10 protein-coding genes are annotated in these 12,576 nt (G+C 59.3%); 1 reads left to right on the forward strand and 9 read right to left on the reverse strand.

Going from position 1 to position 12,576, the window contains the following annotated elements:
* Positions 1–50: 50 nt before the first annotated feature.
* From Q8M42_RS20490 to Q8M42_RS20500, 3 genes are all read right to left on the reverse strand, one after another.
* Positions 51–1,418 carry a DUF1329 domain-containing protein gene (locus Q8M42_RS20490; protein ID WP_304863162.1) on the reverse strand — a complete coding sequence of 456 codons (1,368 nt, stop codon included), beginning with the start codon at positions 1,416–1,418 and terminating at the stop codon, positions 51–53.
* A 31-nt stretch (positions 1,419–1,449) separates the two neighbouring features.
* Positions 1,450–3,366 (reverse strand): DUF1302 domain-containing protein, encoded by a 1,917-nt coding sequence (locus Q8M42_RS20495; RefSeq protein ID WP_304863164.1) that lies wholly within the window; start codon positions 3,364–3,366, stop codon positions 1,450–1,452.
* Positions 3,367–3,737: 371 nt separating this feature from the next.
* The gene (locus tag Q8M42_RS20500; protein WP_304863166.1) at positions 3,738–5,420 is read right to left on the reverse strand and encodes a fatty acid--CoA ligase; all 1,683 of its coding nucleotides are present in this window, start codon (positions 5,418–5,420) and stop codon (positions 3,738–3,740) included.
* Positions 5,421–5,604: 184 nt separating this feature from the next.
* Between Q8M42_RS20500 and Q8M42_RS20505 the strand changes: the two genes are divergently transcribed.
* A complete protein-coding gene (locus Q8M42_RS20505; RefSeq protein ID WP_304863167.1) occupies positions 5,605–6,780 on the forward strand; it encodes an acetyl-CoA C-acyltransferase in 1,176 nt (391 codons plus the stop codon).
* Positions 6,781–6,911: 131 nt separating this feature from the next.
* On the opposite strand, the gene Q8M42_RS20510 is transcribed toward Q8M42_RS20505, so the two are convergent.
* The 6 genes from Q8M42_RS20510 to Q8M42_RS20535 form a co-directional block, all read right to left on the reverse strand.
* Positions 6,912–7,523, reverse strand: a complete 612-nt coding sequence (locus tag Q8M42_RS20510; protein WP_304863169.1) for a DUF2846 domain-containing protein — start codon at positions 7,521–7,523, stop codon at positions 6,912–6,914.
* Positions 7,524–7,613: 90 nt separating this feature from the next.
* Entirely contained in the window at positions 7,614–8,771 is a 1,158-nt protein-coding gene (locus tag Q8M42_RS20515) for a phosphatidylserine/phosphatidylglycerophosphate/cardiolipin synthase family protein (RefSeq protein ID WP_304863171.1), read from the reverse strand.
* 115 nt (positions 8,772–8,886) lie between these two features.
* Positions 8,887–9,225: an amidase gene (locus Q8M42_RS20520; RefSeq protein ID WP_304863173.1), complete on the reverse strand. Its 339-nt coding sequence runs from the start codon at positions 9,223–9,225 to the stop codon at positions 8,887–8,889.
* Positions 9,222–10,346: a serine hydrolase gene (locus Q8M42_RS20525; RefSeq protein WP_304863175.1), complete on the reverse strand. Its 1,125-nt coding sequence runs from the start codon at positions 10,344–10,346 to the stop codon at positions 9,222–9,224. Before Q8M42_RS20525 ends, Q8M42_RS20520 begins: the two co-directional genes overlap by 4 nt.
* Positions 10,347–10,625: 279 nt before the next feature.
* A complete protein-coding gene (locus tag Q8M42_RS20530; protein WP_304863177.1) occupies positions 10,626–11,411 on the reverse strand; it encodes an MBL fold metallo-hydrolase in 786 nt (261 codons plus the stop codon).
* Between the two features lie 162 nt (positions 11,412–11,573).
* Entirely contained in the window at positions 11,574–12,461 is an 888-nt protein-coding gene (locus Q8M42_RS20535) for an acyl-CoA dehydrogenase family protein (protein WP_304863180.1), read from the reverse strand.
* Positions 12,462–12,576: the final 115 nt, after the last annotated feature.

Here is a 12,576-nt window from a genome sequence, read left to right on the forward strand (position 1 = left end):
TAAAAAAACCGGCCCTTGCGGGCCGGTTCTTTATGCAGCGTTACTCAGGTTTAGCGTACGCCAGCCTGGCGCAGGGCCGCTGGGGTGTAATCGCTTTCTTTCGCTGGGTAGTCGAACTCGTAAGCACTTTTCTCTTCGTTCTTCATACCCAGAGCCAGGTAACGACCGGACAGCAGGTCATACAGGGTCTCTACGCTGTACCACGGCACTTTCTTATCGTAGTAGTACTGAGCATGGGCTTCAGCCACACGCCACAGAGTACCGCGACCGTCGTAGTGGTCGATGGCAGCAGCTTGCCAGGTATCTTCGTCGAGGTAGAAGTCACGCTTGGCATAAATATGACGCTCGCCCGATTTCAGGGTTGCAGTCACATTCCATACGCGGTGCAGCTCGTAACGGGTCAGGTCTTGGTTGATATGGCCAGCCTTGATGATCTGGTCATACTTCAGCTTCGGCGAGTCCAGACGGTAGCTGTTGTAAGGAATATAGATTTCCTTCTTACCGTTGAGCTTCCACTCGTAACGGTCAGGTGCACCGTTGTACATGTCAAAGTTGTCGGACGTACGCAGACCATCCGCGGCGGTACCTGGACCGTCATAGGACACCTGCGGTGCACGACGCACGCGACGCTGGCCGGCGTTGTACAGCCACGCCAGACGCGGCTCTTTCACCTGGTTGAGGGTTTCGTGTACCAGCAGCACGTTACCGGCCAGACGCGAAGGAGCAGTTACCCGCTGCTTGAAGTAGAACAGCACGTTGCTTGGCTTGCTGGTGTCGGCATCCTTCAGCGCACCACGGAAGGTGAACTCATCCTGGAAGTACACCAGGCTGTAGGAGCCATTCGGCTGCGGAGTCGCCTGGGTAACCAGACGCTTCACGCTGCCGCCACGGTAGCGGGTGATGTGGTTCCAGATCGCTTCCAGACCGTCCTTGGGAATCGGGAAGGGGTTAGCCTGCTCGAAGTTCTCCAGACCGTTGCCGCCCTCGACCATCTTGGTGTTGACTGCGTTGTTCTTCGCCGCGGCCAGGATAAAGTCCGGCATGGTGGCCGTACGATGGGTGGCGAACACCGGCATTTTGTAGCTTTCCGGATAACGCTTGAACATCGCCAGCTGGCCAGGGGTCAGCTTGTCTTTGTACTGATCCACGTTTTGCGCGGTGATGGTGAACAGCGGTTGCTCACTCGGGAACGGGTCCGAAAGGAAACCAGCAGCATCGGCAGTACCGGCATTGGCTGGCAGGCCACCCGTCCAGGCTGGGATAGAACCATCGGCATTACCGGCCATTTCCGCGCCGACTGGCGTCAGCGTAGTACCCAGTTTGGCAGCTTCATCCGGCGAGACCGCCGCCATCACACCGCTGGCCAGCAGCGAGAGTGTCAGGGCGCCGGTTTGCAGCAGACTTTTTGTTGTTTTCATAGTCATAGTCGTCCTCAAAAATCTCGTCCGCTTAGAAGTTCACGCCGAAGCTGAGCGCAACGAAGTCGCGGTCAACACTAGTGTTGTATTTGCCACCGAAGAAATCGGTGTAAGACAAGCTGGCAGTGTAAGTATTCTGGTATTCAGCATCCAGGCCCAGGCTTACAGCCTTAGCACCTTCAGTGAACAGACCGTTCGGGCCATAGCCATCAACGTCATGCGACCAGGACACACTTGGTTTCAGGTTCACACCAGAGAAAACATCCGGATAGTCCCAGATAGCACGGGCGCGATAACCCCAGGCAGTAGAGGTTACAAAACCATCATCTTCACAGTATTTATTTGCATTAACTGTTGCTGGAGTACCAGCAAATGTTCCGTTATTGATCGTCGAACAGAAGTTGCTCGGGAGAATCCCTGGACCGAATACAGCATCACGACCATAACGAGCCTTTGACGTATCCTCCAAACCACCTACATGAACAACACCTACCTCGCCGATAAGAGTTAAACGGCTAGCTCCCATAACCTGATCAACAAAATGGGTGAAGGTAGTCTGAAACTGTGTAATTTCTTTACGGTTATAACCGTGCAATGTACTACCCGGGATCGAAGCTGCACTGCCACCAAGAAGTGAGTAGTTATTAAATGCAGCAAATGCAGGGTTCATTGCAGCGATACCACGTACGCCAGCATAGAGAACATCTGTTGAGTTCAACTGCACTGGTGCATTGGGACGATAACTAACCTCACCGGCCCATGAAGTTCCTGTAGGTAGCGTGGTAGCGAAGCTAATACCATAAAGACGAATATCCTCCGGATATTCCAGAAAATAGTTACTAGAACCAGCAACATTCGCGATTGCTACCCCTTGGCGCGCTTGAGCAGGAACAGCAGCACCACCTAATTGAGGAAATGGAGCACCACCCAATATCTGTGCAGAAGTAACATAAGTGCCTAGCCGAGCAGCATTGGCACTAAAAAACGGGGTGCGACTATGGTAGTTCATCGCATAAGCACCGAACTCGGTGTCAAGCGGCTCAAATGTGTAACGGAAGGCCAAGCCCCACTGACCGCTATCCCGCGCATCGCTGTCACCGCTGCGAGGAACGATTACACCTTCAGATGTTGCCTGATAACCAAACGCACGACCAAACGGAGCAACCGCCGGGGTCAAAACAGTGAGGTTTCTATCACAGCCATCTGCAACAGCATCGTTCTGAGCAAAGAATGTTCCACAGTTATCAACTACTGTCTGATCCCACTCAATTTGGTAGAACGCCTCCATGGAGAGGTTCTCAGTCAGACTTTGTTGCACAAAGAACATATTGACAGGAATCAGACCCTCTTTAATCTCTGCGCCTGGTCGGCGAAAGGCGGCCACATCAACAGGGTTAATCTCGTTGATGCTATTACGGATAAAGGTACTTTCACCCCAGCTAACAACCTGCTTACCGAGACGCACAGAACCCGGTTGATCGCCAATAGCGTAATTATGGTAAACGAAGGCATCGAGGATTTCGGCACCGGATGCTTGAGCACCCTGTTTGCGATTGCTGTCACTAATGTCTTTGAACAAACGGCTTTCGTCTTTTGTCTCGAAGTCATACCAGTATTTACCGCGCACAAAAACACCAGTATCACCGTACTTCAACTCCAGATCGTGAATACCTTTAAATATTTTCGAAAAGGTCTCACCTTTCTTGAAATTCAAACGACCATCGTCAGTGGTCTGCGAAAGGCCTTTACCACCGTTATGCCCGCCCACTAGATCTGGATCAGCGCCACGTACCGACCAGCTCGCGCCAACCGACAGGGACGAGTCGAACTGACCTTCGATTTCACCGATATTGAAAGTAACGCCGAATGCAGGTGCGGCGAGGGTGGATGCGAGGCTGACGGCCAGTGGCAGTTTTGCCAGGCGCCAGGTTTGTTTTGTTTTTGTCATCGACGCTACTCCATGTGTTTTTTGTTATGGATGGTGCGGACTATAGCCAGCGGGTACTTCTGCTTGATCCCTCTAAAGTGTGATTTGCAGCCCCCAGGCACTCTGGCTCGCAGGTTTCGGCGTGTTTGGCACGGCCGGCAGAGCCAAGAATGGCTTGGAATGAGCAATTAGCAAGCCAAACGCTTGTTTGACTGATCAGTCACCAAAAACGACCTGGCTTGGCGCAAATTGAACATCCCGCAAGGTTGCGCAAACCACTCCAAGAAACCCCCGTTAAATCGCGTTAAAGCCTTATGCCATAAGGCCTTAACGGTATTGCCCGGTAATCCCATCAACGAGCGAAGTCTGCACCTCGCCCGTACCTCACAGCCTTAGACGGTCGACAGAAATGGGCTGCCGGCAGCCTGCCACTGGACGATATCCAGGCGAATGCGTTTCTTATCCAGCTTGCCGACGCTGGTCTTGGGAACTTCGGTAACAAGGGCGATTTGCGACGGTATCGCCCACTTGTTGATGCTGCCCTGATCGACAAAAGGCTTGAGGTGTTCCTTAAGGCCCTTGGCATCCAGGCTCTGGCCATCGCGCAATACCAACAGGGCAAACGGCCGCTCGCCCCACTGCGGATCGACCACGCCCACCACCGCAACTTCACGCACGGCAGGGTGGCGGCTGATCAGGTCTTCCAGCTCCAGGGAGGAAATCCACTCGCCGCCGGTCTTGATCACATCCTTGATGCGGTCGCGAATGTCGATAAAGCCAAAGTCGTCGATGGTCGCAACATCACCGGTGTGCAGCCAGCCGTGCTCCCACAGTTCAGCGCCCTTCTCCGGTTCGCGAAAATAACCCTGAGTCAGCCACGGCGCACGCAGCACCAGCTCGCCCTGGCTTTCGCCATCGGCCGGTAACAGGGTGCCATCGGCGGCCATGATGGCGGCTTCCACCAACGGCACTGGCACGCCCGCCTTGATCCGGTAAGTGGTGCGTTCATCCTCGCTGCCGGCCATCAGCTCATCATTGATATGTGCACAGGAGATCAGCGGGCAGGTTTCCGACATGCCGTAGGCTGCGGTCAGCTGGATGCCGCGCGCCTTGGCGACCTCATACAACGAGCGGTTGAGTGCGCTACCGCCGATGATCATCTTCAGGCCACCAAAGTCGTGGCCTTGAGCCCCTGGGGCGGCCAGTACCATCTGCAGAATGGTCGGCACGCAGTGGGAGAAGGTCACCTTCTCTTCCTTGATCAGACGGCAAAGCATCTCCGGCTCATAGCGGCCGGGATAGACCTGCTTGATCCCCAGCATGGTGGCCACATATGGAATGCCCCAGGCATGCACGTGGAACATCGGGGTGATCGGCATATACACATCGTTGGTGCCCAGCAGGCGGATGCTGTCCAGGCTGCCCAGCACGCTGGCTTCAGCCATGGTGTGCAGCACCAGCTGACGGTGGCTGAAGTACACACCCTTGGGGTTGCCGGTGGTGCCGGTGGTGTAGAAGGTGGTGGCAACCGAGTTCTCGTCGAAATCCGCGAAGTCGTAGCGCGGGCTGGCGGCGGCCAGCAGGTTTTCGTATTCACCGACCAAGCCCGCTAGGTCGGCGGTTTTCTCGGCGGCATCGGTGAGCAGAATGGTCTTCTCCACCGTGGTCAGCTGGCTTTCGATGCCTTTGTACAGCGGCACGAACTCGCTGTTGACCAGCACGAACTTATCCTCGGCATGGTTCATGGTGTAGAGAATCTGATCCGCCGATAGGCGGATGTTGATGGTATGCAGCACCGCGCCGATCATCGGAATGGCGAACATGCACTCTAGGTAACGGTGGCTGTCCCAATCCATCACGGCCACAGTGTCACCGGCCTTGACCCCGGCTTCGCTGAGCACGTTGGCCAGGCGCGCCACGCGCTCGTTGAGGGTGGCGTAGCTGTAACGCAGCTGATCGCGGTAGACGATTTCGCGGGTTTTCTCGTAGCGGATACCGGACAGCAGCAGGCGCTTGATCAACAGCGGCGCTTGGTGTGCATTGTCGGCGGGAGCAATCAGGCGGGTCTGCAGCATGGCGGTACCTATTTGTCGGCTTTTTTCAGTGCGGCCAATCTAGAGCCCCCGCAGCCTGCTCAAATCAGCCCAAAGAATGATTTTCCGCGTGACTCTTTGGGCATTTTTAGTCACGCAGTAGAATCGGCGACTCGCATTCGATGTGTTTGGCCTGCGATCTACTACAAAAACGAGGAGTTTCCTGATGTCCGATATCGTCATCGTCAGCGGCGCACGTACGCCGATGGGTGGTTTTCAAGGCAGCCTGTCGAGCATTGCCGCGGTTGATCTGGGTGCGGCCGCCATTCGCGCTGCGGTCGAGCGCGCCGGTGTTGCGCCTGCCGACGTGCAGGAAGTGATCATGGGCTGCGTGCTGCCTGCCGGCCTCAAACAGGGCCCGGCGCGCCAGGCCTCGCTGAACGCCGGCCTGCCCGCTGCCACCGGTTGCACCACGATCAACAAGCTCTGCGGTTCAGGCATGAAAGCGGTGATGATGGCGTTTGATTCGCTCAAGGCCGGCAGCAATAACGTGATGATCGCCGGCGGCATGGAAAGCATGTCCAACGCGCCCTACATCATGAGCAAAGCCCGCGCAGGCCTGCGCATGGGCCACGGCGAGATCAAGGACCATATGTTCCTCGACGGCCTGGAAGATGCGCGCACCGGCCGCCTGATGGGCTCCTTCGCCCAGGAAACCGCCGACCAGTACGGCATCACCCGTGAGCAGATGGACGCCTATGCCATCGAATCGCTGAAACGCGCTCAGGCCGCCATCGCCAGCGGTGCGCTGGATGCGGAAATCGTCCCGATCACCGTCAGCGGCCGCAAGGGCGATGTCGTGGTCAAGGATGACGAACAGCCGCTGAACGCCAACCTGGAAAAAATCCCCGGCCTGAAACCGGCCTTCCGCAAGGACGGTAGCATCACCGCAGCCAACGCCAGCTCGATCTCCGACGGCGCCTCGGCGCTACTGCTGATGACTGCTGAAGAAGCCGTCAAGCGTGGCCTCAAGCCGCTGGCGAAGATCGTCGCCCACGCCACCCAGAGCCAGGACCCAAGCGAGTTCACCATCGCGCCGATTGGCTCGATCAGTAACCTGCTGAAGAAAACCGGCTGGAATAAGGCCGACGTTGACCTGTACGAGATCAACGAAGCCTTCGCCATGGTCACCATGCTGGCCATCCGTGAGCACGGCCTGGATCACGCCAAGGTCAACATTTACGGTGGCGCCTGCGCCCAGGGCCATCCGGTCGGCTCGACCGGCTCGCGGATTATCCTGACCCTGATCAACGCGCTGAAAAACACCGGCGGCAAGCGCGGTATCGCCTCACTGTGCATTGGTGGCGGCGAAGCCACGGCAGTGGCAGTCGAGTTGATCTAAACCAGAAGGTGGAAAACGCTTCGCGGTTTTCCACCCACCTAGCCCGCTCCGGTAGCCCGGATGCAATCCGGGGGATTTTCAGCACACCCCCGGATTACATCCGGGCTACTGGTTTTTGCGGCCAGCGACAGCTAAATCCCGATCTTGTCCAGCGACTTGCCGACCTTGCGCCAGAAGCTGCGCTGCATGCGCTCGGTTTCGCCACTGGCGGCAATCCGCTCGAAGGGCTGGATCTCACGGGTGGCGCCGATTTCTGTTGCGGCCACTTCGCGGGACACCAGTTGCAGTGGACCATCGCCCTGGCTGAGTGCCTGCTCATTGACTGGTGGCGGGTTGAGTTCGTCATAGCGCAGGTAATAGATGCCGCCGGCTTCGACATCCAGGGTGAAACTGCTGATCAGGGTGAAGTCCAGCGGGCCATCGGCGAAGAAGGTCCAGTGCGTGCCAAACAGCGGCCGGCGCATTTCCAGCTGGTAACTGGCGATATCGAACTCCAGCACCATATAAGCATTGCTCGGCAGGCTGCCGATGCGTGCGTTATTCAGAAACAACGCGGGCGCTTCCAGCTCCTGATCGGCCCAGTCGCTTTGCGGCCTGTACAGGTAAACCAGCGCATGGTTGTCATCGCTAAGCACGTGCTCACTATAGGCTGCGCCCTGGGTTGCACCAAAAAACGCGCCAGGGGTCGAGCAACCACTCAAGGCAACCAACAGCAGCACCGCAAGCCAGGGCAGACCACGCATCGACAGCATCCTTATTCGAGTTATGCGCCGAGCATAGCGGCGCCCTGCCCGGCCTACACCAGACAAAAGTGCGGGCCGAAACAGTGCGGGTCAGCGACGACGATCAAGCAGGTTGACCAGTAACTGATCCAGCGCGCCCCAGATGGACTGCTGCAGCCGCCGCCACCAGGGCCGCGCACGCCAGTCAGCCAGGGTAATTTCATCACTCTCGACAAAGTCCGCCTGAAAGCTGGCCGCCACGCTGGCGGTAAACTGCGGGTCCAGCGCCTCCAGGTTGGCGTCCAGATTGAAGCGCAGGTTCCAGTGGTCGAAGTTGCAGGAACCGACGCTGACCCAGTCATCCACCAGCACCATCTTCAGGTGCAGAAAGCGCGGCTGGTACTCGAATATCCGCACCCCAGCCTTGAGCAAACTGGCGTAATAGCGCTGGCCGGCAAAGCGCACCGGCGGATGATCAGTGTGCTGCCCAGCCAGCAGCAGGCGCACCTCAATGCCGCGCCTAGCCGCCTGACGCAGGGTGCGGCGCACGCGCCAGGTCGGCAGGAAATACGGCGTGGCCAGCCAGATACGCTGCTTGGCGCCGCGCAAGGCACGCACCAGCGAAAGCAGGATATCGCGGTGCTGCGAGGCGTCGGCAAAAGCCACACGACCCAGCCCCTGCCCCCGCGCAGGCAATGCCGGCAGGTTTTTCAGGCGCAGCGGCATACGCGGTCGCCAGGCGATCCAGGCCTGACTCGCCTGCCACTGGCGCTCGAACAGCTGCTGCCAGTCGGCCACCAGCGGCCCGCTGATCTCCACCATGACTTCATGCCAACGACTGCTGGGTTGCTCCGGCTGCCAGAACTCATCGGTCGCACCGGTACCACCGACAAAGGCGAATTGCTCATCGACCAGCAGCAGCTTGCGGTGATCACGGTGAAAGTTGCGCACGCCGTGCTTCCAGCGCAGCGGGTTGTACCACTGCACCTGCACACCGGCCACCTGCAGTTGCTGCCGATCCGCCACCTGCAGGCCCTGCGCGCCAAAAGCATCCAGCAGGCAGCGCACGGCCACACCACGCTGAGCCGCCGCGCACAACGACGCCAACAAGGCATGGCCGCAGGCGCCGCTTTCCACCAGATAGAGTTCCAGTTCGACCTGCCGCTGGGCGGCGTCGATGCGCGCCAGCATCTGCACAAAGAACTGCGGCCCGTCGATCAGCAGCGTCAGCGTGTTACCGCGTCGCCAGGGAAAGACGTTATGCGGCATGACAGTTCACGTTGCAGTTGATTCTGCGCATTGCGTCTCACGCATGGAAAATGAAGACGCCACCATAGCCGTCCGGCAGGGCCTTGCACACCCTGCCAGGCGAACCGTTGGTGCTTTATGACTCAGGCAGTTGCGCCGGTTCCGGCAACAGCTGGCAGCCCTGACGCGGCCCCAGCCACTGTGCACTCTGGGTGCTGCCCAGGCCGCGCGCCGTCACGCGCTTATTGGCTTGATCATCGAAGAAGCCGGAGAGCGAAACATACTGCGCCACATACGCCTCGCAGTAGTCGGCCGGATTGTTCGCCACATAGCGGCACGAGCAATACTCCTTGGCCGAGTACGCGCCGATGATCCCTGGAAAAGCCTGCAAGTGCGCGCGGTTCTGCCAGGCCAGGGCGGCGAGTAACAGCAGAATAAGCAGCAACAGACTGCTGAACGGACGACGACGAATCATGGCTGCACCTCATCGGCCAACGCGGCGAGAACCAGTTTGAGGAAATGGTTGCGATCAAAGCTGCCATCGCGGTCATCGGCATAGCGCACGATCACCAGGTTCTCACTGGCGATCACATACAGCCCCTGCCCCCAGTGCCCGGACGCCACCAGGGTGTCCTCCGGCGCATCCGGCCACGGCTTGCCCGCGCCGGCCACCGCAGCGTTCAACCACCATTGCCCGCCAGGCACCGCTTCACCGGGCTTTTCGGCCTGCGGTTGGTAGTTGGCAAACGGCGTGCGGTTGAACTCGACCCAGGCTTTGGGCAGTAACTGCTGCTCGCGCCAGCGACCCTCGTGCTGCATCAGCAGGCCGACACGGGCCAGGTCGCGGGCGCTCATATACACATAAGAGGAACCGACAAAGGTGCCGGCGGCATCGCGCTCCCACACGGCGGTGGTGATGCCGAGCGGGTTGAACAGCGCGGTCCAGGGGTAATCCGCGTAAGCCGCTTCGCCCACCATGTTCTTCAGTGCAGCAGCCAACACGTTGCTGTCGCCGCTGGAATAACGGAACCGCTCGCCCGGCTCGGCATCGGCGCTGTGCGCGGCGGTAAACGCCGCCATATCACTGCGGCCACGGGTATAGAGCATCGCCACCACCGAGGATTTCAGCGGCGCGTATTCATAGTCTTCCTGCCAGTCCAGGCCCGAAGCCCAGTTGAGCAAATGGCCGACCTTGACCTGCGGGTGCGCGGCAAACGGCGGGTAGTAATCGGCCACCGGCGCGTCCAGCTTGAATCGCCCCTGGCCATAGGCCACACCGAGGGTGGTGGCCAGCAGGCTCTTGGCCATCGACCAGGTCAGATGCGGGGTGGCGGCGGTGGTCGGCGCGGCGTAGCGCTCGTAGATCACCCGGCCATCGCGAATCACCAGCAGTGCGTCGGTGCGCACACCTTTGCGGGTAGCGTCATCACGGGCCGGGAAGGCGTAGTTTTCCAGCTCGCTGAGAGCGGCGCTGGGCGCAGCCAACTGGCTGTCCCAGTCCTCGCCTGGCCAGTTCTCGGCGTGCGCCGTCGCGCAACCCAAGCCAAAGACGCACGCCAGGATCAGCCGTCGTACAGGATAGAGAGTGAAGGACATTGCGCTGCCTCTGCGGGGATCGAAGGCGGCACCCTAGCATGCGTTTGACGCCGACAAAAAGCGCCGAACACGCCGGTTTATCTGCTTATTCGGCGCGAAAAGTCAGTACGGAAGGAATCTATTTAAAGTCTCGCGAGCTAGAGTCCTGCAAGGCGCTACGTAGTAACAGCCTTCGGCTGGTCAAAACGGCGAGGAAGCGGAGTGTACTTTTGTACATGAGCATTCCGAGCCTGTTTTTAACGCAGCAGGGCCGACGCGCAGCAGACTTCATGTAGGTTCTTATTTCGGCAAGCGGTAATCCTCCGGCCCCATCAGATCCATGCCGCACTCCAGGTTTTCGATCCAGTAGAGGAAGGCATTGATCATTTCCGCGCCGACAAAGGGCCGCCCGTGTTGCGGCACGATCATCGCCACATCCATGTCACGGACCATCGCCGCCCACAGCCGGCAGATCTTGTTGCTGGCCATGTAGCGGCGGTGAAAGCCGTGCATGTTCGGCACATGGTTGACGAAGTCGCTCACCGGGTGCGCGTCGTCGACCAGGGAGGCGCCCATATCGCCGGAAAACAGAATCTTGCTCACCGGGTCATACAGCTGGAAGTTACCCACCGAGTGGAGAAAATGCGCCGGTACGGCCTTGAGCGTGCATTTGCCCAGGGCAAACGACTGACCGCGATCCGGCAGCGCGATGATCCGGTCGAAGGTGTTGATGCCACGGCTAAGCGCCAGGTAGTTGGCCGTCAGATGCGGCAGAAAGCGCGCCCACAGCTTGGAGCAAATGACCTGCGCACGCGTGTGCAGCAGCCATTTGTCCAGCGAGGCGATGATGTCCGGGTCCTGGTGCGAAGCGAAGATGTAGGTCAGGTCCTGCACCGGAATGTGCTTGGACAGCTCCAGCGACAACGGCGTGTAGGTCAAATCGCCGCCCGGATCGAGCAGCAGGTACTGCTCGTTGTCGGTGATCAGAAACTGGTTGGACTGCACGCCCTCCCCGCTGACCAGGTCATCGAACATCATGCATTGATGCTCGCCGTTATCGAACAGCACTATGGGCTCGCGTCGCATGGCAGGCTCTCTCCCGAAAGCCCGCGAGCTTACTGGCGCAGCGCGCTGGCCTTACTGATCTGGATCAAGCCCGCCGACATGCACCGGTTAAACCCGTAGCCCGGATGCAATCCGGGGCAATCCTTTGCCAATACAACCGCTCCCGGATTACATCCGGGCTACTTAGAAGGTCATGCCGAGCGCTGTTTGCGCCTTCTGCAAACGTTTGCTACGCGCGCTACCGGCAATCGCCAGCACGCCCTGGTCGCGCTGCCAAAGCTGCGCCCAATGTGCATCACCAGCGGCAAAGGCGTTGTCCAAATCACTGCGCAGGCTGTCGAACTGGGCAAACAGCCCAGCCAGCATCACGTGACTACCCGCCGCACTTGGACATTGCCGCGCCACTTCCGCGCAGCCGGCCAGCAAGCCGAGCAAGCGCAATTGCAGGGCCTGCGGCCAGGCCGACTCCTGGCCCACACCAAACAGCCAGGCGGTCAGCGCCGCCAGCACGTGAGTGTCTTCCAATGTGCGGAAAGGTTTTACGTAGTCATCCCAGCCATCGCCGGCCAGACGTTCGCACTGCGCGCCCTGCAGATGCAGGCGGCCATGGCTGACATCCGGCATCAGCGGCAATGCGGGTAAGGTCTCGATCTGCACACCCGGCGCGCCATTGCGCACCACGCCCAAAGCCAGTTGCACTGGCGCTCCGGCATCTTCCTCGCGTGCGGCCACCAGCAGCCAGTCGGCGGCTTCGGCGGCAGTGACGAAATCCTTGCGGCCATCCAGGGTCAGCGCGTTGATCCGCGTACTCATATCCGCCGGGCGGGTGCTGCGGTTTTCGGTTACACACAGCGCGCCCAGGGTCCAGGGCGCGGCCGGCCAGAGTGCGCGCAACGCGCCCTGGTAACCGGCAAGAAACGCCAGCCCTGGCGTAGCTGCCAAACGCCCGCCGAGCAAAGCCAGCTGCAACGGGGCTGGGTTGCCGATGCGTTCCAGCAGGCTGGCGTACCACGCCTCCAGACCCACGACCGGCAGACGCGTTTGCGGGCTCAACAGCTGTTGCCAGGGCATGCATTGCTCCTTGTTGGGGTTATTGAAAGCACTGTCACACAAGCATCACCAAATCTTCATGGAGGTGACACCGCCGCTACCTAGCCTGAGCTTGCCCAACAAGATCGACCGGCTG

Origin of the sequence: Pseudomonas sp. (genome assembly GCF_030684895.1) — a bacterium.
In the GTDB taxonomy this organism is placed as follows: Bacteria; Pseudomonadota; Gammaproteobacteria; order Pseudomonadales; family Pseudomonadaceae; genus Aquipseudomonas.

Bases quoted from the DNA above. Each gene is read 5' to 3' on its own strand.
- Q8M42_RS20525 (WP_304863175.1), bottom strand. From the start codon at position 10,346: ATGTCCTTCACTCTCTATCCTGTACGACGGCTGATCCTGGCGTGCGTC.
- Q8M42_RS20535 (WP_304863180.1), bottom strand. From the start codon at position 12,461: ATGCCCTGGCAACAGCTGTTGAGCCCGCAAACGCGTCTGCCGGTCGTG.
- Q8M42_RS20520 (WP_304863173.1), bottom strand. From the start codon at position 9,225: ATGATTCGTCGTCGTCCGTTCAGCAGTCTGTTGCTGCTTATTCTGCTG.
- Q8M42_RS20500 (WP_304863166.1), bottom strand. From the start codon at position 5,420: ATGCTGCAGACCCGCCTGATTGCTCCCGCCGACAATGCACACCAAGCG.
- Q8M42_RS20530 (WP_304863177.1), bottom strand. From the start codon at position 11,411: ATGCGACGCGAGCCCATAGTGCTGTTCGATAACGGCGAGCATCAATGC.
- Q8M42_RS20510 (WP_304863169.1), bottom strand. From the start codon at position 7,523: ATGCGTGGTCTGCCCTGGCTTGCGGTGCTGCTGTTGGTTGCCTTGAGT.
- Q8M42_RS20505 (WP_304863167.1), top strand. From the start codon at position 5,605: ATGTCCGATATCGTCATCGTCAGCGGCGCACGTACGCCGATGGGTGGT.
- Q8M42_RS20515 (WP_304863171.1), bottom strand. From the start codon at position 8,771: ATGCCGCATAACGTCTTTCCCTGGCGACGCGGTAACACGCTGACGCTG.
- Q8M42_RS20490 (WP_304863162.1), bottom strand. From the start codon at position 1,418: ATGAAAACAACAAAAAGTCTGCTGCAAACCGGCGCCCTGACACTCTCG.
- Q8M42_RS20495 (WP_304863164.1), bottom strand. From the start codon at position 3,366: ATGACAAAAACAAAACAAACCTGGCGCCTGGCAAAACTGCCACTGGCC.